Origin of the sequence: Shewanella putrefaciens (assembly GCF_016406325.1) — a bacterium.
Lineage (GTDB): Bacteria > Pseudomonadota > Gammaproteobacteria > Enterobacterales > Shewanellaceae > Shewanella > Shewanella putrefaciens.
In genome coordinates, this window is record NZ_CP066370.1 from 3,545,174 (window position 1) to 3,567,113 (window position 21,940).

Annotated in this window: 17 protein-coding genes and 1 riboswitch; of the genes, 7 read left to right on the forward strand and 10 right to left on the reverse strand. The window is 44.1% G+C overall.

Annotation, left to right across the window (positions count from 1 at the left end):
- The first annotated feature begins 141 nt into the window (after window positions 1–141).
- Window positions 142–519: a DUF4144 family protein gene (locus JEZ96_RS15780; RefSeq protein WP_011788156.1), complete on the forward strand. Its 378-nt coding sequence runs from the start codon at window positions 142–144 to the stop codon at window positions 517–519.
- Window positions 520–766: 247 nt separating this feature from the next.
- Window positions 767–1,903: a site-2 protease family protein gene (locus tag JEZ96_RS15785; protein ID WP_025007551.1), complete on the forward strand. Its 1,137-nt coding sequence runs from the start codon at window positions 767–769 to the stop codon at window positions 1,901–1,903.
- Here JEZ96_RS15785 and JEZ96_RS15790 read toward each other — a convergent pair.
- From JEZ96_RS15790 to metE, 5 genes are all read right to left on the reverse strand, one after another.
- Window positions 1,900–2,148, reverse strand: a complete 249-nt coding sequence (locus JEZ96_RS15790) for a GGDEF domain-containing protein (RefSeq protein WP_025007550.1) — start codon at window positions 2,146–2,148, stop codon at window positions 1,900–1,902. The genes JEZ96_RS15785 and JEZ96_RS15790 overlap by 4 nt on opposite strands.
- 10 nt (window positions 2,149–2,158) lie before the next feature.
- Entirely contained in the window at window positions 2,159–3,574 is a 1,416-nt protein-coding gene (locus JEZ96_RS15795) for an efflux transporter outer membrane subunit (protein ID WP_128090246.1), read from the reverse strand.
- Between the two features lie 7 nt (window positions 3,575–3,581).
- A complete protein-coding gene (locus JEZ96_RS15800; RefSeq protein ID WP_128090245.1) occupies window positions 3,582–5,525 on the reverse strand; it encodes a MacB family efflux pump subunit in 1,944 nt (647 codons plus the stop codon).
- A 2-nt stretch (window positions 5,526–5,527) separates the two neighbouring features.
- Entirely contained in the window at window positions 5,528–6,778 is a 1,251-nt protein-coding gene (locus tag JEZ96_RS15805; protein ID WP_061783221.1) for an efflux RND transporter periplasmic adaptor subunit, read from the reverse strand.
- Window positions 6,779–7,132: 354 nt separating this feature from the next.
- Window positions 7,133–9,403, reverse strand: a complete 2,271-nt coding sequence (metE, locus tag JEZ96_RS15810) for a 5-methyltetrahydropteroyltriglutamate--homocysteine S-methyltransferase (protein ID WP_061783220.1) — start codon at window positions 9,401–9,403, stop codon at window positions 7,133–7,135.
- Window positions 9,404–9,603: 200 nt separating this feature from the next.
- On the opposite strand from metE, the gene JEZ96_RS15815 reads away from it, so the two are divergent.
- Window positions 9,604–10,509: a LysR family transcriptional regulator gene (locus JEZ96_RS15815; protein ID WP_025007549.1), complete on the forward strand. Its 906-nt coding sequence runs from the start codon at window positions 9,604–9,606 to the stop codon at window positions 10,507–10,509.
- A gap of 75 nt (window positions 10,510–10,584) precedes the next feature.
- On the opposite strand, the gene JEZ96_RS15820 is transcribed toward JEZ96_RS15815, so the two are convergent.
- On the reverse strand, window positions 10,585–11,313 hold the full coding sequence (locus tag JEZ96_RS15820; RefSeq protein ID WP_011788148.1) for an HDOD domain-containing protein: 729 nt from the start codon (window positions 11,311–11,313) through the stop codon (window positions 10,585–10,587).
- A gap of 695 nt (window positions 11,314–12,008) precedes the next feature.
- On the opposite strand from JEZ96_RS15820, the gene JEZ96_RS15825 reads away from it, so the two are divergent.
- The gene (locus tag JEZ96_RS15825; RefSeq protein WP_025007548.1) at window positions 12,009–13,004 is read left to right on the forward strand and encodes a hypothetical protein; all 996 of its coding nucleotides are present in this window, start codon (window positions 12,009–12,011) and stop codon (window positions 13,002–13,004) included.
- Window positions 13,005–13,076: 72 nt separating this feature from the next.
- On the opposite strand, the gene JEZ96_RS15830 is transcribed toward JEZ96_RS15825, so the two are convergent.
- Complete coding sequence (locus JEZ96_RS15830) at window positions 13,077–15,038, reverse strand: TonB-dependent receptor (protein WP_025007547.1); 1,962 nt, start codon at window positions 15,036–15,038, stop codon at window positions 13,077–13,079.
- 108 nt (window positions 15,039–15,146) lie between these two features.
- A riboswitch (cobalamin riboswitch) is annotated at window positions 15,147–15,380 on the reverse strand.
- A 118-nt stretch (window positions 15,381–15,498) separates the two neighbouring features.
- Window positions 15,499–16,941: an RCC1 domain-containing protein gene (locus JEZ96_RS15835; protein WP_061783453.1), complete on the reverse strand. Its 1,443-nt coding sequence runs from the start codon at window positions 16,939–16,941 to the stop codon at window positions 15,499–15,501.
- A 203-nt stretch (window positions 16,942–17,144) separates the two neighbouring features.
- Here JEZ96_RS15835 and rihA point away from each other — a divergent pair, with 203 nt between their 5' ends.
- The 3 genes from rihA to azu all read left to right on the forward strand — a co-directional run bounded on the left by rihA (window position 17,145) and on the right by azu (window position 19,679).
- Window positions 17,145–18,101 (forward strand): pyrimidine-specific ribonucleoside hydrolase RihA, encoded by a 957-nt coding sequence (gene rihA, locus JEZ96_RS15840; protein WP_011788144.1) that lies wholly within the window; start codon window positions 17,145–17,147, stop codon window positions 18,099–18,101.
- A 19-nt stretch (window positions 18,102–18,120) separates the two neighbouring features.
- The gene (gene rbsK / locus JEZ96_RS15845) at window positions 18,121–19,032 is read left to right on the forward strand and encodes a ribokinase (RefSeq protein ID WP_025007546.1); all 912 of its coding nucleotides are present in this window, start codon (window positions 18,121–18,123) and stop codon (window positions 19,030–19,032) included.
- A gap of 170 nt (window positions 19,033–19,202) precedes the next feature.
- A complete protein-coding gene (azu, locus tag JEZ96_RS15850) occupies window positions 19,203–19,679 on the forward strand; it encodes an azurin (RefSeq protein ID WP_014611302.1) in 477 nt (158 codons plus the stop codon).
- Window positions 19,680–19,774: 95 nt separating this feature from the next.
- Here azu and JEZ96_RS15855 read toward each other — a convergent pair whose 3' ends face one another.
- On the reverse strand, window positions 19,775–20,962 hold the full coding sequence (locus JEZ96_RS15855; protein ID WP_061783454.1) for a DUF3103 domain-containing protein: 1,188 nt from the start codon (window positions 20,960–20,962) through the stop codon (window positions 19,775–19,777).
- A gap of 401 nt (window positions 20,963–21,363) precedes the next feature.
- The gene (locus JEZ96_RS15860) at window positions 21,364–21,666 is read right to left on the reverse strand and encodes a DUF3622 domain-containing protein (RefSeq protein ID WP_011788140.1); all 303 of its coding nucleotides are present in this window, start codon (window positions 21,664–21,666) and stop codon (window positions 21,364–21,366) included.
- Between the last annotated feature and the right edge of the window lie 274 nt (window positions 21,667–21,940).

Genomic DNA, 21,940 nt, shown 5'->3' on the forward strand with positions numbered 1-21,940 from the left:
CGTCTATATTAATCCAATCTAAGCATGGCATACTGCCTAGCAATGGCATGACTCCTATTGTTTTATTCGATCCCAATATTGTCATGCGACTCAGCTATGGCCTCACACTTTAGGGCTTGGACTTTCGTCACAGGAGCGATAATGACCAGCGTCAAGATGTCGGACATTGAATGGCCCGCCGTAGTTAAGCTCATTCAAAATGATGAACTGCTTTATCTTGCCCACCAACGGGATTGGTTAGAGCTAGCCTGCCTTTATCAGCATCACTTTACTGATAAAGATCAATTGCTTGATAGTAAAGGCCACCGCTACTATATCAATGCAAATTCCCGCACTGTTTATGAAGATCCTATCGGTGAACTCCCCACATTACTCCAACAGGAGCAACTGCTACCATTAACAGAATTTATCAAATGGGTGCAAAACCATGCCAAAGCCTTAGGACACTGCTGCGTAGCTAAACTTGCCTTCACCACGATTAGCCAAGGAATAGAAATCGTACGCACCCTAGATGAATAGATTGATATTAATCATCTTAGCTATCTGTTCATGCTTTGGGATTTTGACGTCATGGGATATATGCTAGTTTTTTGCACTAAAAAACGCTTGGATCTTAAAAGCTAATATCCTCGCTATAAATTCACAGGCATAATTTGTCAGAACCGAAATTGCATTAACGGCGCACACGCCATGTTTTCTGGTCCAGCAATACGAATTACAGTAACGGATTGCCTTAGGTAAAAACCACCCTCAGATACACGAACAAATGGAACCCAAATTGGAACTACTTAAGATTGACTGCTTAGGCAAACAACTGCGTTTAGAAGGCTCCCTCGCAGGATGGCAGCAACTATTCTGGGACAACAACTTAGTCTCACAAAAATCTGCCTCTATTGATAATGGCGGACTCAGAATACATGAATTTGAACTCAGCCAATTTAACAGCCCACTGGTTCCCGAAGGCGGAGAACAAAGTTCCCTCGAAGCTAAAATCATCATTCGCCTTGAAACCGATTTAGTTTGGCAGCCATTTCGGTTCGATTATCGCCTGCTACAGGATGATGAAGTCATAGCCCAAGGAACACGTACCGAAAAAGATATCGAAAGACAACATCCTGAAATCCCTATCGTTAAACAACAAAAGTTAAGCATTGTTGGGCTGGCATCCCTTGGATTTAAATTATTAAAAAGTGCCAAAGTAATTAAAGTGGCACTAGCCGGAGCCAGTGTTGCTGCCTATTCTTGGCTATTTTCGTTTCAGTTTGCACTGGCATTGATCGCCTGTTTAGTATTTCACGAATACGGCCATATCCGCGCGATGAAGTATTTTGGGATGAAAACCAAGGGAATTTACCTGATCCCTTTTATGGGTGGGCTCGCTCTTTCCGATGAAAAAATTAATACACGTTGGCAAGATGTCGTGATATCCATCATGGGGCCCACTTTTGGCTTATTCATGTCTATAGGCTCATTGATTGCCTACCACGCTACGGGCAATGTGTTTTTTGCGGGGCTTGCAGCCTTTAATGCTCTACTTAACTTGTTTAATTTATTGCCTATTTTGCCATTAGATGGCGGCCATATTTTAAAAAGTATTAGCTTTTCAATGAACAGTGTAATGGGGCTTATCGCCTGTGCGGTAGGAGCCGCTTTTGGCGTTTATGTTAGCTACACCTTTGGTTTAGCATTACTCGGTTTTTTACTGTTAATAGGCAGTTTGGAAATTATCTTTGAATGGCGAACTCGCCATCAAAGCCATTTACTACCTCTCGATAGATATGGGCAAATCTTCTCAACTATCTGGTATTTACTGACTGTCGGCGCCTTAGTAGGTATTATCTGGCACTTAGCTGGAACAGGTGACGATATGCTTAGCCTGCCACTTAAGATACTGCAAAGCTAATATCTGCACCGCCCCGTGTGGTCACGGGGCTGATGCCTGCACAACACAATTTCGCGTAATCGCTCAGCGACTTTCGCTTCTATTATATCCGTGTTGGGTAACAGCAATAAAAACTCCTCTCCTCCCCAACGTGCAACTACATCATATTCCCTCAACACTCCCTGTAATAAATTAGCGACATTAACCAACACATGATCGCCAGCAGCATGAGCATAGCTATCATTAATACGATTAGTATTACCCATAAAAACAAAATTAGTTAGAAATCTGAGCAATCTCTGGGGCGATATCGCTCCCACCAAGGGCTTGGTAGAGCGTTGCTTGGGCCGTCAGTTGGTTATAGCGGTTTTCGAGCAAAGACGCCTCCGCTGCACGTCGATTTTCTTGGGCATTAATCCAATCTTGAATACCTATCGCACCATGGCGATACTGGCTTTCATAAATGGCCTCGACCGCTACCGCAGCATTATACTGTTGCTGTAATTTGTCTCCTTGATAAGCAAATTGCTGCTTAGCCGAGATGGCATTATCAACATCCTCAAAGGCGGAATACAGTGTCTTACGGTAATTTACGACTGCAGTTTGATAATCAATTTCAGCAATGTCGTTATTAATTTGCATTTGATTCCACTGTAAAAATGGCAACACTAAGCCTGCACCTAAACTACCCACGGGATTGCGCAATAATTCTTTTAACTCTGAGGTCGACTCCCCCACACTGCCGGTTAAACTCAAACTCGGAAAGTAACGGGTATAAGTCGCATCTTTACTGGCGAGTGCTGAACGTAATTGATATAAAGATGCCTTCACATCAGGGCGTCTCACCAATAGATCCGCTGGCATCCCCACGGCAATCTCCGGCACAGCAACATCAGGTAAGGCGTTAATCTCAACGAAAGCCTCTCCAGGTGCTTGATTCAGTAAAATGGCAAGCGCATTTCCCGCCTCCGTTAACTGTTGAATAAGTTGACTATGGGATGCCTCTTGTCCCGCTAGGCTACGCTTGGCCTCTAACACATTGACTTGAGTCACCGCACCAGAATCATACTGACGCTGGGTTAATGCCAGTGTTTGTCGACTGTGGTCAATACTACGGCTGCTTAAAGCAATCCTTTGATTTAAATAGCCCATCTTCCAATAAAGCGATGCTGTAGTTGCCACTAAACTTTGAGTGGTACTTTCTCTATCCTCCGCACTCGCTAATGCCGACCACTGAGCTTGATCCATCTCTGCCGAGACTTTTCCCCATAAATCGACTTCATAACTGACTGAAAGCTTGGCCTGATAGCTCTTGGTTGATTCGCCACCATCTAGGGGGTTACTGCGCGATGCAGAAAGGTTTGAGGATAACTGCGGGTAAAGTGCATCTTGAGCAAGCCCTGCCTGTAAACGCGCCTTACGTAGTGTCAAGGTTGCAAGGGCTAAGTCATTGTTACTGCTTAGGACTTGGCTTACTAACTTATTAAGATCTGGCTGCTGAAACTGCTGCCACCAAGGATCAACTCTCACCTGTTCGTTGACCTGTGTATGCTGCCAATGACTTGGTATCGTCAACGCGGGGGGCTCAAAGTCTGAGCGCATAAAACTACCGCAGCCGCCGAGTAATGCAACACCTACAGCGATGGCGCAAGTACGTAACATAATTTTACGATTTAATATTAGATTATTCATGGTGTTATTACTCTCTTGCTAAGGCGTCAACGGGATCTAATCGCGCCGCGTTGCGGGCGGGTAAAAAGCCAAATAGCACACCGATTAACGTCGAACAGGCAAAAGCAGCGACAATCGAGGTAGTGGAATAAATCATTTGGAAACTACCTCCCGTTTGAGCAAACACCACGCCAATTAAATAGGCCAAGGCGATACCTAAAGTGCCACCACATAAACAGACCAACACAGCTTCAATCAGGAACTGACGCAAAATATCACTCTGACGCGCCCCGACTGCCATACGTACACCAATTTCACGAGTACGTTCGGTTACCGAAACCAACATGATATTCATCACCCCAATCCCGCCCACAATCAGGGATATCACCGCAATTGCCGAGATAAGCAAGGTCATCGTTGCCGTCGTTTTTTCAATATTCTGTCTAATTGCATCCGTATTAATAGTGAAAAAATCCTCTATTCCATGGCGCATTTTCAGCAAAGTTATAATGCCCTGTTCAGCGGCATTACTCGGCACCGATTCATTGAGTCTTACGGTGATACCATTCAGGTAGTTTTTCCCGACAATACGTCCCGATAGCGTTGTATAAGGTAGCCACACATTCAGTGAATCACTTTTACCAAATACGCTGTCTTTAGGTTCAGTCACACCAATAATCCGCACGGGTAGATTCCCGATAAAAATCACCTCACCAATAGGTGAACTACGAGGGAATAACTCTTTACGAACCTTATCGTCAATCACAGCATCTTGAGCAAGCGATGAAACACTATCTTCATCCCAGAACTGCCCCATAGCCAGCTCATAACCTCGTACCCTGAAGAACTCTGGGCCAACACCATTCACGACCGTGGTAACCGCTTTATTGCCATAACGCAACGTCATACTTGAATCAACGGTTGGTGTAACACTGTCAACGTAAGGTAAGTGTTTCAATGCATCGGCATCTTTAACAATTAAGGTTTTCACTTTTCCTGAACGGCGATCACCAAACCCAAAGCCTGGGCGAATATCAATCGTATTAGTCCCCATTGAGCTAATGCTATTAAGAATTTCTCGCTGGGAACCTTCTCCTAATGCAACGACGGAAACAACCGAGGCAATACCAATAATAATGCCAAGCATAGTGAGAAAGGTGCGTAATCTGTGAGTCGACATGGCAAGTAGCGCCATTTTGAACGCTTCAACATATCTATCCCACGAGGCCACTCGAATACGGCTATTTATCTTAGTGACAACCGTATCGACTTGCTTTGGTGCCTTAGTTTTACGTTCGTCACTGATAATAATGCCGTCTTTAATTTCAATAATCCGGTCGGCATATTGGGCCACATTCATATCGTGGGTCACGATAATAATGGTATGACCATCGCTGTGAAGCTCCTGCAACAACTGCATCATTTCTTCACCGCTGTGGCTATCCAACGCCCCCGTGGGCTCGTCAGCAAGGATCACATCACCGCCATTCATCAACGCACGCGCCACACTGACCCGCTGCTGCTGACCACCACTGAGCTGATTAGGTTTATGATCGAGTCGATCACCTAATCCTAAGCGAGTTAATAAATGTTCGGCTCTGTCTTTTCTGGCACTTCGTTCTTTACCTGCATAAACCGCAGGAACTTCCACGTTACCTATCGCAGTAAGATCGCTAAGCAAATGATAACGCTGAAAAATAAAACCAAAATGTTCACGCCGTAATTGAGCTAGCTCATCGGCATCCATGGTGGAGGTATCTTGTCCATTGATAAAGTACGCCCCCTTCGACGGTTTATCTAAGCAGCCAAGAATATTCATTAGGGTCGATTTGCCCGAACCAGAGGCGCCGACAATGGCAACCATCTCGCCACGTTCAATCGTTAAGTTCACATCTTTTAGTACGGTAAGCTGTTGTTCTCCCGCCTGAAAAGTGCGATAGCAACCTGAAATTTCAAGTAATGTGGCACTCACAATTAAAACCTCACACTAGGTGGGCGGCGCAGTTTGCTACTCTCTTCCGATGAGGGCATACCCAGCACAACTAAGTCGCCTTCATTTAAACCTGAGGTAATTTCGGCATTAATTTTGTTGTTAATACCTACGGTGACATCCACGTATTGCACTTGATTATTCACTAATACTGGTACTTGATACTGAGGCCCACGATGACGCTTAGGTTCGCTAGACTGCGTATCTTTGTCTTTATCTAGCTGCGGTGCAGTTTGCTTATCCCTTGGCTTAATCCGTAAGATTTGTGAAGGCACGAGTAATGCGTTCTCTGCTTTAGCAAGCACAATTGAAATCTGGGTTGTCATTCCAATACGTAAAGTACGATCTGGATTTTTCACATCAAATAAACCGTAGTAGTAAATAGCTTCTGTCGTGCTTGAGCTTGAACTTGAACTACTACTGCTCTCCATCGAAGTCGGTCCCGGCTCAATTGCCCTAATGGTCGCGTGATAGGGACGATTAGGTTGTCCAAGAATCGTAAAGTAAACAGCTTGGCCAGGTTTAACGTTGATAATATCAGCCTCTGATATTTCAGCCTTGACGGTCATAGTATCAAGCTGTGCCATTTCAACTATGGTTGGTGTCGTTTGATTCGCGTTAACGGTTTGCCCAACTTCGACAGCAGAATATACAACGGTGCCATCCATAGGCGCGGTAATTTTGGTATAACCTAAATCAATTTTGGCACTATCAACTTTAATTTCAGCCTGTTGTTTTTGAGCCTCTAATTGTTCTATTTCAGCCTGATAAACAGTCAAAGTTGCTTCTGCCGCTTCATAAGACGCTCGAGAACTAGCATTATCTGCTAGCATTTGTTGTTGACGAGCAAACTCAAGTTTGGCTTGCTGTATTTGTGCTTGCTTTGCACGATATTGTGCATTGATAATTTTCAGCGAGGCTAAAGCTTCTTTGATCGTATTCTGTTGTGCCAAACTGTCGATTTGAGCAATTAAATCGCCTTGCTTAACCTCATCACCTGACTGTACAAACAAACTGTCAATCTGCCCCGACACCTGTGCACCAACACTGACTTGCTTTAATGCCTGTAACGTACCATTTGCAAGCACTGTACTTTCAATATCACCGATATATACCGCTTCTGTAACATAGGCTGGCGGTGTTTCTGGTTTATACCACAGGGAAAATGCTCCCCCACCAATGATAATAAGGCCGCTAATCACAATCAGCAGTTTACGCTTTGAGGATTTTTTCATCGGTATATTCACATCCAATAAACTAAAAAGCCGCAAGCATATTGCTCACGTAGAAAGATTAAATTATGTAGGTAGTATATAGAGTTAATAAAAGACAGTAGACGAAGGAAATGTCGTTAACAGGTAAAGATTTGCAAATATCTGTGTAGATAGTTACAAGGCAAACACGGTTGAGTGGTGCTTAGGCTGTAATGCCAATTTAGTGCGATACCGAATCGACGGGTTGTAGATTATCGGGGTCTATATTCCTCAAACAGGCGAAACATGGTAAGTCGATAACTCAAGGATTAAAGCGGATGCATAAACATCCGCCTTCTATCTTATTGATATTATTGATAATCAATAAGTGAACAATTAACCTAGTCGGCGACGCAGCTCGCGGGTGGCATCGACCATGTTTTTTAAGGCGGGTTCGACTTCATCCCAAGTACGGGTTTTTAGGCCACAATCTGGGTTGACCCACAGTTGACTTACGGGCACTTTTTGCGCCGCTTTCTCGATTAAGTGCACCATGGCCTCCACACTTGGGGTGTTTGGCGAATGAATGTCATACACACCGGGGCCAATTTCATTGGGATATTCAAAGTCTTCGAAGGCGTTGAGTAACTCCATCCGTGAACGCGAAGTCTCGATAGTGATCACATCGGCATCCATGGCAGCAATCGCGGCAATTGTATCGTTAAACTCGCTGTAACACATGTGGGTGTGGATTTGAGTCTCATCAATTACACCAGCAGCGCTGAGTTTAAAGGCATTCACCGCCCAATCTAAATAGGCTTGCCACTCACTTTGTTTCAATGGCAGACCTTCACGGAAGGCGGGCTCATCGATTTGTATAATGCCAATACCGGCATTTTGTAAATCCACCACTTCATCACGGATCGCCAGCGCCAGCTGAGTCGCAATCACATCGCGGCCGATATCCTCACGGGCGAATGACCAATGCAGAATCGTCACAGGGCCAGTTAACATGCCTTTTACAGGCTTGTCGGTGAGACTTTGGGCAAACTCGGCCCAATCAACCGTCATCGCCTTTGGACGACTAACATCACCATAGATCAACGGCGGCTTAACACAGCGTGAGCCATAACTTTGCACCCAACCATTTTTAGTAAAGCCAACGCCCGCAAGCTGTTCACCAAAATATTCCACCATATCGTTACGCTCGGCCTCACCATGAACCAGTACATCGATACCGAGTTTAAGCTGGCGGTCGATAGTATCGCGGGTGACTTGTTGTAATTGCTCGGTATATTGTGCATCACTCAGCTCGCCCTTGCGCCAGCGACTGCGTAGTCCACGGATTGCTGGTGTTTGTGGGAAGGAGCCAATGGTAGTGGTCGGCAACAGAGGTAAACGATACTTCTGCTGCTGCACAGCTTGGCGTACGCTAAAATCACTAACGCGCTCATAATTGGCAGATGTCAAGGCGGCAACGCGAGCAATCACTTGACTGTCGGCGGCCTGCGCTTTCGCCTCACGGCGTGCCAAACAGGTTTGCACAATCTCTTTTGCCGCGACCGATTCAGGTGCCAGTAGCAATTGGCGCACATTGGCCAGTTCGAGTAATTTTTGCTTCGCAAACGCGAGTTGTTGACGCAGAGCGGGCTCAAGCGTGGCTTCTACCTCTAAATCCACAGGGCTGTGCAGGAGTGAGCAAGAAGTACCGATCCACAAGCGATCTCCGAGATCACGGGCAACCGTGCCTATGCGTTCGGCAATCAAATCCGCCTCTGCCGCCCACACGTTGCGACCATTGACCACACCCGCCGACAGAATTTGATCTTGACCAAGCGCATTGGCAAAGACCGCCAATTGATCCGGCGCTGTGACTAAATCGACATGCAACCCCGCGACCGGCAAGGCCGATACCAGCGCTTGATGGTGTGCGATACCGCCGTAATAACTGGTAAGAAGGATCTTCACCTTCGTAATGCTGAGGGCTTGATACGCCTCAGTGATCGCCGCTTGCCATTCGCCATCCAATTCCAATGCGAGAATGGGCTCATCGAGCTGTACCCATTGCACTCCCTGAGCAGCAAAACGCGCCAAAATGTCAGCATAAGCAGTTAATAAATTGGGTAATAAGCTTAACTTATCAAACTCTTGGCCCACAGTTTTAGCTAGGTACAAGTAGCTAACAGGACCGAGTAGCACAGGTTTGGCTTTATAGCCTAGTGCTTGCGCTTCGCTGACTTCATCAAAGAACTGCTCATAGGCAATCGAAAACTCTTGGTTTTGGCTGAGCTCAGGTACCAGATAGTGATAGTTAGTATTGAAATACTTGGTCATTTCAGAGGCTGGCGCATCTTGGCCCGTTGGCGCTCTGCCGCGGGCAACACGGAATAAAGTATCGAGATCGATTGCTCCTTCACCACGATGACGCTCAGGAATGGCATTTAAAGTCGCGCTTAAGGTCAGCACTTGATCATAAAAGGCAAAATCACCTACGGGAACTTGCTCAATGCCAGCAGCAGCTTGCCACTGCCAATGGGTGCGGCGAAGTTCACTCGCCACTTCACGCAATTGTGCCTGAGTACTCTCACCACGCCAGTATTTTTCTAAGGCAAATTTCAATTCACGACGACGCCCGATACGGGGAAACCCAAGACTATTTAATTGCATACCATATCTTCCTTTATTTGAGATAAGCCATATTCGGCACTTGCACCCACCAGATTGTTTTCTCTTGGCACTTTTCAGCATTTCAGCCTTGATAAATAACAATGGGCGTCTGGACGTCTAGAAGTTTATTGTGTTAGTCTCTATCCCAGCAACCGAATTGATTTCAAGCACAACATGAGCGAAATTCACTTGGAGTGAACATGATCGAACTAAGACACCTGCGAACTTTAATGGCCCTGAAAGAAAGCGGCAGTTTGGCGGGCGCGGCCAAAAAACGTTTTGTCACTCAATCCGCCCTCTCCCACCAGATTAAGGAGTTGGAACAACGAATTAACTCACCCATTTTTGTGCGTAAGAGTAAGCCACTGTCATTCACCCAAGAAGGTGCACGCCTGTTGCATCTGGCCGAAGAGATTTTGCCTAAGGTGTTAGAAACCGAGACAGATTTGAAGAATGGGCTAGAAACCGAAACCAATCAGTTGCGCGTCGGCATTGAGTGCCATAGCTGTTTTCGCTGGTTAATGCCTGTGATGGAGCAATTTAGGCAAGATCATCCGGCAGCCGAGTTAGACTTGTCGAGCCGTCACCTGTTCGACTCGCTCAATGCCCTAGAAATGGGTGAACTGGATATTGTATTAACCTCAGATCCTGTGCCTGGGCATTCACTCGCCTACCAGCATTTGTTTGATTTTGAAGTGAAGTTAGTGGTTGCAAAAGATCATCCCTTAGCAAAAGAAGCCTATGTCACCCCTAAGCAATTAGCACACTTGCCTATTATCAGTTATCCGGTGCCGTTGACGCGTTTAGATATTTATCGCCACTTTTTAGAGCCTGCGGGCATAGAGGCAGGCGAGCAAAAAACCTGTGATTTAACCATGATGTTATTGCAACGCATCGCCTGTAAAGACGGCATAGCCGCACTGCCAAGTTGGTCGATAAATGAAGGACATGGACTGAGTCTCGCTACGGTAAAACTCGGCCAAGAAGGCTTAAAACGCCCGCTATTTGGCGCCTATCGCCGCCACAGCGCAAACCCAGCATTGATCCAAAATTGGTTACAACTGGTGGCGAGTGAAGGTTTATCCCGCCAGCATAAATCTAATTGATTCAGGTAGTAAGCCCAATAAAAAGCCTGCGAATGCAGGCTTTTTATTGGGCTAATATGCTATCAAATCTAAAAATTACAGCGGATTCATTAATAGTCCACGCATAGATAAGATACGGCGCAGAATTAACCCTGGAGAATTGGGATTTCGAGTCTGACGTAGATTATGGGCAATCATAAATTCTTGACGCAGATCTTGATCTAAATCTAATGATTCGAATGCTTCTATGGTTAAGGTTTGCTGCTGTTTATCAATCAATGACTTAATTACACTTAATGGGAAAGATTGCTCAGCACTAGCATTAAGGTAAGCAAATGCGGTGAGCGCAATAATTTGGCCAAAAACACTAAAGAGCGCTAAGGTTTGTACTTCATCGGGATCAACCTCAACGCCTTCCATACCCACCAAACTGTCTACCGCATCAATCGCAATACTTTCTGTTAATTTCCAATAACCTTGAACTAACTTTTTATAGGGCTGCGGTAGCTCATCGAGGCGTTCTTTAAGGTAGAAAGTGAAAGCATAACGATAAATATTGACCTGCCCTAAACGGATCAACGCTTCTTTTAATGAGCGAGATTTGTGATTTGCCACCACGGCCGCCTGCGCAGAATTACTACGCATTAACATATGTGCCGCCAATGCAGGGTCACTCGAAATAATATCGATCACATTACGAATATCGCCTTCGGCAAGGATCGCTTTTTTAAGGGGAATGAGAATTCCTCTCCGGCCAATCACTTGCTCTTCATTTGCGATGATCGCCCTAACTTGAGTAAAAACCTGTTGCTCAAGATCAGTCATAAGACACTTTTCACCTGTTTACTAAAAATTAAGATGATTCGATTACGATCCATATCATACCCAAAATTCAAAGAATTTCAGCACTTAGTCATTGATTGTGTAATGAAGATAACCATAAATTAATATGGTCGTCGGTAACTCAAAGTGACCGCACAAAAAAAAATTTTTGTAATCCACTGTTTTAAAAGGCTTTAACTTATACCCGATCCACATTAGTCATACCATTAAGTAAAACACCTCAACACCATTTCTACAACAAAACCAACTTGGTTATAGTTAAGTTACAGCCCATGTTGCTCAACATCTGCACACAAATACAGCGATAACAGCAACCCTAAAAGCTAATCAAAAATAAACGGCTAAACTGAACTCTATCCTGAAAAAACAAAAGCTAAAAACATCAGCACAAATAAACATAACGCATTGAAAAATAACCACTAACTTCCTAAAAAATAACTTATATTCAAATTAATGCTGAATAACAATCAAAGAAAATAAGTTTAAAACCACCAAAAGATCACAATTACACGCTAAACTCATATCAAAAAACAATCAAATGTGACTAAAATCAACAAAAACAATCTATTTGAAAAGAAAAATTAACTTAAGTATTATGGATAAAATGCGTTTTTTTTGCTCAAAACTCAGAAATGGCAAGCGTTTTGACTGTTTCAGATAACTTAACGGAGAGAAAGATGAGATACAGTAAATTTACAATTGCTTTGTTATACTTTTTTGTAAGTAACTCGTTTGCCATAGAATTGATAACAACAACTGAAAACCAAGCTGTAAATGAGATCAAGCAAGAATTTGACATTGATAATTTGTTGATATCTGTAAATAATCGATTATCTGAGCATCAACAAAATGAGTATGATTACAAATTACTACTTACAAATATTAAAAATGAAAAAGAGAATTATAATAAGGCAATATTAGAGTTACCGAATGCAATTTTAAAAGATAATAACGCTAGCAATTATTTCAAACAAATTGAAACCTTAGTTAAAAACATTGACTCACTTGAAAAACAATCTGTCAGTGATGAAATTAAAAATAAAGAAAATTATCAAGAAATATTAAAACAGTACGACATTATCAATAGTAAACGCTTACAGAAAATAGAACAACTTTCCTCACTAAAAAAGAAAATCGTAAATCGAATTATAACTGAATTATCAAGTGCTGAAAATGTTAAATCTATTGACTTAGAAAGCTCAATGACCTGTTCTAAGTTTCAATCTATAAATGATTGTTTAAAAGACACTGAAAAATATACTGTTAAAAACACTATCAATTCAGATCCTTTCCTTAGCGATAAAAGTGTTCTTCTATCATATAAAGTAATTGATGCAAGTATGAATATGAATGGTGAATTACACTATAAAGTTAATATGACTTTTAAACCGTCATATAACAATAAAATCGAGTCTATGCTCAATGACAAACTTGGCCTGAAGTCTACAGTCGTCACACTGACTAGCAATGTCGATGCTGATTGGTATGTTGATGGTGCTAAAGTAGGCACTGGCAAAAAGGTCAACTCTGAAGTCACCTTGGGTAAACATGGGATCGTTGCATCCTATAAAACAATGAAAAAATCTACGGTAGAAACAATCGAAACATTAGAATCAAATCTTGTTTTCAACTATTTATTTGATGATATAGACAATCAATCTGCACTTAAGTAATAGGCATAATTTAAGCGTAAAAAAGCCACCTTAAAAATGATTTAAAGGTGGCTAAATATATTTTTTAAGTGATTAGAAGCGATAACCTAAAGTTAGACGGATATCACGACCTCGGCCAGAATAATAACTATCCCACAAACCACCACCATAATAACCTGAGCTAACATATTCTTTATCGAACAAATTATCGACGCGTAGACTTGCTAACCAAGCATCACGATTATAATTTAAGGCTAAATTACCAAGCACGTAACTTGCCAGCTTATCGCCTTCATTAGCATTATCGCCTTCAATAAAACGATTTCCCGTATAAATCGCCTCGGCAAACACTTGGAAATGTTCGGCGAAATCCATACTGATATAACCACGTCCAGTATGTTTTGCCACCCAAGACAGTGCTTTACCATCATTCACCCCATCGGTAAATTCGGCATCGATATAGTTATATTCAAGCCCTAATTGCAGTGCTTGAGTGATCTGCCAATCCCAGTCTGCGCTCGCACCATAACGGCGTGAGGCATCGGCATTGACGTTCGCGCCTTGGAAACTACCACCAACAGGTTTTTCCGCACTGGGGTCGAAGACAATTTCATCTTCTAAATCGAGGCGGTATAAGCTTACGCGCAGGCTTTGGCTAGCAACAGTCCAATCCCAACCCGCCTCATAGGAGCGGCCCGTCTGCGGCTTTAGGCCATAGACATCTTTCGGGGTGTAGGCTTGCTCATCGACCTTAGCGAAACGGAAGTTTTCATCGCCGCGTAGATAGAATCGGTGCTCGGCGCTTGGGCGATAGTTTAGACCGAACTCGAATGCGGTCGCATCCTCATCTAAATCAATACCATTTGGATAGACATTGCCATCGACTAACTCGTCGGTCACCCGCGCATAACGTCCACCTACCACATAGCTTAAGCTGTGGCTTAATGGCACTGTGGCCTGTACATAAGCACTTTGCATTTCTTGCACATTGCTACGCGCCATAGTGTTATAGTCGGCCTTACCACGGCTAAGATCTAAACCTGTCACTAGATTTAGCTCACCTTGGCGAGTGGTGTAATTTGCTAAGGCCTTAGGACTAAACATTAAGAGTGAACGGGTATTATGACTACCAGCCCCCCAGTTCAGCGAGGTCACTAAGGTATCGCTATAATCCAGATCCGCCGCTAAGGCCCAATTTGGGTTAAGCTGATGCTCATAACCACTGCGCGCCGCGGTGGTCATCTCATGGACATATTCGCTTTTATTGGAAGATTGACGAGGGTTTTGTTTAAATTGATCTTTGGTAAGTGAACCGGGATTTTCACGGTCATCATCGTAATAGCTGGTTTCAACAAAGAAAGCATCTGTATCAGTTTTATATTGAATACGGCCTAAAATCGAGCCAGTTTCATTGGCATTATGCTTGCGATAGTTATCACCTTGGTTGTAGCTACCTGTAAAAAAGTAACGCCAGTCTTTATTGATGGCGCCAGAAATATCACCGCGACCTTCATAGGTATCAAAGCTGCCACCCGATAATTGCACACTACCGCTAGTATTTTCGGGTGACTTAGTCACAATGTTAATCACCCCACCGACAGCTTGGTCGCCATAAAGCACACCCGCACTGCCCGATAAAATCTCAATACGTTCAACAAGGTTAAGCGGAATCGCATTGAGGCTTGGCGCAGCGATATCGATATTATTCAGACGACGGCCATCGAGTAAAATCAGTGTATTGTTAACAGCAGTGCTGGCGCTAAAACCGCGCATCGCAAAGCTAGTCCCAATATTATTATCCGAAATTTGAATACCGCTTCGACCGCGTAGTACATCAGTCAAACTCGTTGCACCGCTCATTTCAATTGCAGCGGCATCAATCACATTCACATTGGCAGCAATGTTTAGCGGGGTATTGTCTGTACGGCCAATCACGACAAGATGCTCATCGACTCTAGCGGTATGGGTATCGTCGGCCGCCAGAGCGGGCGCGATAATTGAAAAACTGCAAAGGCTGCCGATCAGCAGCGCGATTTTAGTTGGATTTGTTCCCATTTTACCTTTAACTCCTACAAGGAAAACGGGGCATTGACGCCACGATACCGTTGATTAAGCGTAAATACTGACGGTGATTATCGCATTTTGAGATCTGCCCACCGAAATCTCAAAAACACCTTTAGGGCCGGTCTCCGGACTTAGGCTATGTTAATCCATTAAAAGTTGGATTAACGCGAGACTGACCTTTCACATTCTGATTATCGGGTTCTGTCTTGAACTCACTTATCAAACGCGGTCTTCTCTCACCTTTTACCGTTGCGGGGGCAGTGCCAGAATCTCACTGGCTTCCCGATTATCTCGCGGCCTGAGCACGCAAGCACCTCAGAAGGTTGACTAAAAATTTGATATATAGGGCTAAAGAAACGTCATTCATTTCTTTATACCTATCTACTCTACATCAAGCGCGAGCATTATAGACGTCTATACGGATGAAAGTCCATTAAACTCAAACAAGCACCTATTCGCTAAACGACCACATTTTAACTTCAGGCTTTGGTCTTTCTTTACTCAAAATGTCCTGACGCTGCTCCTGCGTTTCACATTGTGTTGGAGCCGAAAAATCGAGGGGCTTAATCACGAGTGAATCGGCAACCTTTACAGAAGATGTAGCAAACGTATCGGTATTCATCGACCAAGATACCCACTCTCCTTTTTCACTGAGCCCGACATAACCATCATCTGTTGCACCTAACCAAGTTAATCGCGGAATGCTTGCTATTAACTTTTGGACATTTTCGAGATTAGCTCGATAGCCTACTGGCACGACCTTACCATCTGGGCGAATAAACACAAATGATGCTTGCCCGTTGATAATACGGCTCCCTTCCTGCCAATATTGATTGAGAATGTCTTGGGCATAATGAAAACCATACAGATAAGCGTAGTCAGTATCGTCGACGATAATTTGCGGTACAGCATTGTCACGCAATAACAAAAAACCTGTATCTACGCTAACAATACTGCTCACACCTTTAATACCCGTTTGCTTGAGCCAATCGATACCGCAGTTCGTTGAATTACCCCAAAAGTGCACCTCGCCCGTAGGACTTAAGATGGCAAAGGCACAGCGATTTGTCGTAATACTGGCCACATCCTGTAACGCACCGCGAATAGGATAAACATCACTACTATGCCCCCAAGTCACGACAGTGCCATCCTTTTTCAAAGCAGCAAAGGTACCATGAGTGTACTCGACGCTGACGACATCCTTAAGTTGCGGTAGCAGCTTTTTCATATTGGTAGAGCTTTCAATTTTTCCCCAAATCACAGTACTACCGTCTTTTTTTAGTGCCGTAAAACTTCGCCCTGCAGCAACGATATCAACTACATCAATAAGCTGATCCTGCACATGTAAGCTATTACCACCATACGGGCCATAACCCCAAGTGTGTACTTTGCCATTGGCATCTAGAGCAGCAATGGCCTCTTGATTGGCGAACAACTTGGTAATATTGGTCATGCGGTTTTGTAGTGCTTTGTCGAGGCTCAATTTCCCCGCATTACCCCAGTACACCACAGTGCCATTCTTACGCAGCGCAGCAAAGCCGTCCTTAACTGGCACAATTTGGATGACATCTTTAAGTTGATCTGTCACTTCACGGCTATCGCCGCCGCTAAAACTGTTACCCCAAGTGATCACATCGCCATTTTGGGTGATAGCTGCAATAGCCATATTATTTGCTATAACGGAGGCTAGCGTGGGTAAATCACAGGGAATATGACGGTATTGTGGACTCGGTTTTTCCTTCAATTGAATGAGTTTACCGTTATCAAACTGCACTAATGATTCGTTATTGCTTTCAATTACAGCCGTAGGTTTAGGGTCGCTACAGCCTGCGAGTTGTACAGCAACCATGCCCGCTAGCACAGCCATTGGCCAAGAGATTCGATTAGCTCGCATTACTATTTCCTTGTATTTGTTGTATCGCTCAATTTTTACAGCACTCAATTTTTACAGCAATAAAATGCGCGCGATTCTAGCAGCTTATCGCGAAAAGGCGCAAAAGTTCACACTTTGCCTCTTGAGTCGAATAATCTAACTTCCTCAAAATATTAAGCATGCTACTCTAATGCACCACAGTATCTGTTTAAAGGAGTAACAGTATGACTCGCCCTATTATTCTGGATTGCGATCCCGGCCATGACGATGCTATCGCGCTTATATTAGCTTTAGCTCACCCAGAGCTTGTTCCCCTTGCCGTCACAACTAGCGCAGGCAATCAAACCCCAGATAAAACCCTCAATAATGCCTTACGGATCTTAACGCTGTTAAATCGCGGTGATATCCCTGTGGCCGGTGGTGCGATCAAACCTTTAGCCCGCGAACTGATTATTGCCGACAATGTTCACGGGGAAACAGGACTCGATGGTCCTGTATTACCTAATCCAAGTTTTAGCCCTCAACCCATTACCGCAGTGGAGTTAATGGCGCAGCAAATTCGCCACAGTACAAAACCTGTCACATTAATTCCCACAGGGCCGCTGACTAATATCGCCCTTTTACTAGCGAGTCATAGCGAGTTACACCATAAGATTGAGCGCATAGTGCTAATGGGCGGCGCAGCCGGTGTCGGTAATTGGACCCCAGCCGCCGAGTTTAATATTTTTGTCGACCCCGAAGCCGCCGATATTGTATTCAAATCAGGTATTCCCATTACCATGTGTGGGCTCGATGTAACCCATCAGGCGCAGATCATGGATGAAGATATTGAGCGCATTCGCGCGATTCAAAATCCCATTGCTCAGTGCGTCGCCGAATTATTGGATTTCTTTATGATTTACCACAGAGATCCTAAATGGGGCTTTATTGGCGCGCCACTGCATGATCCCTGCACTATTGCTTGGTTGCTTAAACCTGAACTATTTGAAGCGCAAGATTGCTGGGTCAGTATTGAAACCCAAAGTGAGTTGACCCTAGGCATGACAGTGGTTGATCGCTATCAGCTTACAGGTAAAGCCGCCAATGCTACGGTATTATTTGGGCTCGATAGGCAAGGTTTTGTCGATTTGCTCGTAGAAAGTGTCAGTGTTTATGACCCCACTTATCTCAATCGCAAATAACATCGACAGAGGATCGTCTATGAGTCAAATACTCATTATCGGCAGTGCCAATGCCGACCATGTGATGAAATTTGAATACCTACCCGCCGCAGGACAAACCTTGATGAGCCGAGAATACCGTCTTGAACACGGTGGTAAGGGAGCAAATCAAGCGGTTGCCTGCGCACGTTTAGCCAAGCCAGATACGCACATTGATTTTATCTGTCGCTTAGGCAAAGACAGCGTCGGCGATGATATGCTCCAAAGCTGGCTAAAAGACGGCATTAGTGCAGAAGGGATCACTCAAACATCCAATATGAGTACTGGAACGGCCATGATTTTTATCGGTGACAACGGTGAAAATACCATTGGCGTTGCCGCAGGTGCTAATGCGGAGCTGTTACCTGAAGATTTAGAAAATTATTATGCCCTATTTGCGAATGCACAGTACCTGCTTATCCAGTTAGAAACCCCATTGACGACGGTAGCAAAAGCACTACAAATGGCGAAAAGACTGGGCGTTACGACAGTATTAAACCCTGCTCCAGCCAAAGTATTAGGACCTAATTATCTTCAGTGGGTGGATATTATTACCCCAAATGAAACCGAAGCCGCGGCACTGACTGGCGTCGAGATTAATCACCTCGATGATGCGCATCTCGCCGCACAATTGCTGCATCAACAGGGCGTAGGTATTGTGGTTATCACTTTAGGGGCAAAGGGTGCTTATATCAGCAGTCCTCATTTTACCGGGCTCGTACCCGCCATCAATGTACAAGCCGTTGATACCGTTGCGGCGGGTGATACCTTTAATGGTGCTTTAGTTGTCGGGTTAAGTGAGGGAATGTCGATTGATGCTGCCGTGGGATTTGCCAATGCCGCCAGCGCCATAACGGTGACTCGCCAAGGCGCACAAAGAGCCATCCCCTACCGCCACGAAGTCCCTAACTAGGCACTCATTTGTGCGACAGATTGTCGCACTGCGCGGCTTTCAGTCGAAAGTTGTATATACATAATTTACTAAACTAATTCATTCCCATTTAATACAAATTGGCTATTATTTCAGCGCATGGTTGAGCCAAAACGGCTCAACTTCCCCTTGTTTAAATAAGGAAGTACCAGATGAAAGCAAAGAGCACCTCTTTACGTAACCTAACCAGTGTGAGTCTTTTAGGTTTAGGATTATTCGTCGCGAGTCAAGCGAGTGCCAATGAATGTGAGTTGAAGATTGCTGCCACTGATGCAATGCAATTTGACACAAAAGAACTGTCAGTCCCTGCGAGTTGTAAAGAAGTCACCCTCACTCTGACACACACAGGCACCCTACCAAAGGCTGCCATGGGCCATAACTGGGTATTAACAAAAGCCGCTGATATGGCAGGTGCCGCTAATGATGGAATGAGTGCCGGTGCCGATGCGGCCTATGTAAAAGCTGATGATACTCGCGTAATAGCACACACTGGATTGGTAGGCGGCGGTGAATCAACTTCAATCACCTTTAGTACAGAAGGAATGGATGCCGCGGAAGATTACAAATTTTTCTGTAGCTTCCCAGGCCACTGGGCAATTATGCAAGGCAGTTTTAAACTAAAAGCGTAAAGTGCATAGATTGAGCTAGGCTCGCATTCACTTTACAAAAAAGCGGATCTTCGGATCCGCTTTTATCTATCTTAGGACGGGATAGCCGTAAGTTTTTAATGCCTAGGTTGAATAACAAGCGGGGAAAAAGTCGTCATCGCATTGCCATTAGCACCATTCAAGTTAGGATAATCCAGCCCTTCTTGTAATGTGTAATATACGTCGACAAAATCATCGTCATTAGTAAACCACGCATCTGGCATCGCACTTAGAATACCATTAGTGATTTGTGGGATCAGTGCATAGCCCTGAGCTTCAGGATCTGGGATCGATTTTAAGATCTGCTCAGCCGCTTCCAACAACTTAGTCGCCAGCACTTTATAGTTAGTGCCATCATCGTGCTCCATTAAAATCACATCCGCAGCAGCCCAGCGATAACGCTCCCAATGAATAATGACTTGATTTGGATAATAAGTCGTATCTGCATAATCTAAATAGGGCATTTCGACAATATCGAGCACTGGTTTATCGCGACTCGGGTCAACTCCTGTCACTATGGCATAAATCTCGGCAGCCCCAGAAATCCAAGGTTCATGATCATCCTTCAAAGATATCTGCTTGATCACTGTAGTTGAAATCGGTTTATCGGCGACCGCTTTACTTGATGAACGGTTCAAAAAGGCCCTGTCACCTTGTTTAACTTGTGCTTCGGCAAAAGTAGATCGCATCACCTTTAATCCAGCAATAAAGGCTTTTTTACTATCAATACCAACCACAAACACTGGCTGCGGCAGGTTATACACATCTAACTGATGCACCTGTCCATAAATATCAAAGGCTTCAATATAATCCCACTGACGCTCGTCTCCCTCAGGTTCAAAGGCAAATAAGGGCAATTCTCCTTGCTGCCAAGCCCCTAACATAGTCGCATCTGCCAAACGCACTTGTACCAACGAATCCGCTTGCGCACTTAAGTTTAGCCCTTTCGCCCGGCGGATAGAGGCATCGGCTTTGGTCATCACCTGACTATTAAGCGTATGTTGGGATAGGATTGCATCAGCATTCACTGCTAGCTGATACTGGTTTATTTCCATCTGTAAAATAGGTTCAAGCTGCGCATATTGATGGCTTAGATCTAATGCTAAAGCTCTTTTCGTATTGGTTAACTGAGTTTGTGTATTTAACGTCGAATCGTCTAGTGACACCTGTAACAATCGCAACGCCTCTGTATCTAGGGTCTGGCTATAACTCATGGAGGTCCAAACTGACAAACACAGCAATAAACTGGATTGAAGTCGTTTCATAGGAGTGTCCTTACCGTTAAAAAGTTAAACGTGCGTTCGAATTCCCTACATATGAACACAGACCCGAATCCAAGTAAATCAAATGATAATAATTATCGTTAATTATTAATGGTATAGAATACGTAATCACGCTGAAGTGTTATCAAAACAAGGTAATAGCGATATCGATATTGAATAGACTAGAACAAGCTAAATACTCGGGAGCGCACTAAAAAGAGGAAATGAGGTGAAATGAGGCTATCAGCTCAATGTAGAGCAGAACAAATTAGCGCAGAACAAAAACACAAAAGACGGAACCTAAGATCCGCCTTTTATTGTTGATAGCCAGAATGACTCATCCAGAGCATCAATGCCGCTTTAGGGTCACTCTCGCTGATAAGACAAAAATAAACGAATGAGTGTTACTCTTCGTCGAAATCATCCTCATCAAGATCATCGGCATCAGTTGCCGCTTCAGCCGCTAATGCTGCCGCTAATTTTGCTTTAGCTTGTTTCTCTGAACGACGTTTATTGCGCTCAGTTAACGTACCTAAAAACACTTGTAATTCAGTTAAGCCCCAAGCTTGTGCTTCGGCTTCGGTCGCAAAACCATCGTGACTTTTAGACACTACGGTTTTAGTGGATGTCATGCGACGTGTGATTTCAGTTTTCCAACCATTATCGCCCTGTGTTACGCGAAAATCGTATTTTTTACCCTTGCTCATTCTGCTCTGTTTCCTAAATGATGCTTGTCACGTTTGTCTTATCAAGCGAACCAAACGCTCATCATAAAACAAAAGGAGCGCAGTTTACTTGATTTCAGCCTAGAAAGATCGCTCGAGTGAAAATATTCATGTTAGCTTCACATATTCATCTATCGTTCTGACACTGAACATCACGACCTCTGCTTTGCAATACCACTAAGGTCAATTTAACTCTGCGGCCTAACATTTCTCAAATCCAGTCACATACTAGCTTGGCAAGTTTGGCCTAAATAAG

What these genes read in the sequence shown, in the direction of transcription:
- JEZ96_RS15780 (WP_011788156.1), top strand. Translation starts at nt 142, where the DNA reads ATGACCAGCGTCAAGATGTCGGACATTGAATGGCCCGCCGTAGTTAAG.
- JEZ96_RS15785 (WP_025007551.1), top strand. Translation starts at nt 767, where the DNA reads ATGGAACCCAAATTGGAACTACTTAAGATTGACTGCTTAGGCAAACAA.
- JEZ96_RS15790 (WP_025007550.1), bottom strand. Translation starts at nt 2,148, where the DNA reads ATGGGTAATACTAATCGTATTAATGATAGCTATGCTCATGCTGCTGGC.
- JEZ96_RS15795 (WP_128090246.1), bottom strand. Translation starts at nt 3,574, where the DNA reads ATGAATAATCTAATATTAAATCGTAAAATTATGTTACGTACTTGCGCC.
- JEZ96_RS15805 (WP_061783221.1), bottom strand. Translation starts at nt 6,778, where the DNA reads ATGAAAAAATCCTCAAAGCGTAAACTGCTGATTGTGATTAGCGGCCTT.
- metE (WP_061783220.1), bottom strand. Translation starts at nt 9,403, where the DNA reads ATGCAATTAAATAGTCTTGGGTTTCCCCGTATCGGGCGTCGTCGTGAA.
- JEZ96_RS15815 (WP_025007549.1), top strand. Translation starts at nt 9,604, where the DNA reads ATGATCGAACTAAGACACCTGCGAACTTTAATGGCCCTGAAAGAAAGC.
- JEZ96_RS15820 (WP_011788148.1), bottom strand. Translation starts at nt 11,313, where the DNA reads ATGACTGATCTTGAGCAACAGGTTTTTACTCAAGTTAGGGCGATCATC.
- JEZ96_RS15825 (WP_025007548.1), top strand. Translation starts at nt 12,009, where the DNA reads ATGAGATACAGTAAATTTACAATTGCTTTGTTATACTTTTTTGTAAGT.
- JEZ96_RS15830 (WP_025007547.1), bottom strand. Translation starts at nt 15,038, where the DNA reads ATGGGAACAAATCCAACTAAAATCGCGCTGCTGATCGGCAGCCTTTGC.
- JEZ96_RS15835 (WP_061783453.1), bottom strand. Translation starts at nt 16,941, where the DNA reads ATGCGAGCTAATCGAATCTCTTGGCCAATGGCTGTGCTAGCGGGCATG.
- rihA (WP_011788144.1), top strand. Translation starts at nt 17,145, where the DNA reads ATGACTCGCCCTATTATTCTGGATTGCGATCCCGGCCATGACGATGCT.
- rbsK (WP_025007546.1), top strand. Translation starts at nt 18,121, where the DNA reads ATGAGTCAAATACTCATTATCGGCAGTGCCAATGCCGACCATGTGATG.
- azu (WP_014611302.1), top strand. Translation starts at nt 19,203, where the DNA reads ATGAAAGCAAAGAGCACCTCTTTACGTAACCTAACCAGTGTGAGTCTT.
- JEZ96_RS15855 (WP_061783454.1), bottom strand. Translation starts at nt 20,962, where the DNA reads ATGAAACGACTTCAATCCAGTTTATTGCTGTGTTTGTCAGTTTGGACC.
- JEZ96_RS15860 (WP_011788140.1), bottom strand. Translation starts at nt 21,666, where the DNA reads ATGAGCAAGGGTAAAAAATACGATTTTCGCGTAACACAGGGCGATAAT.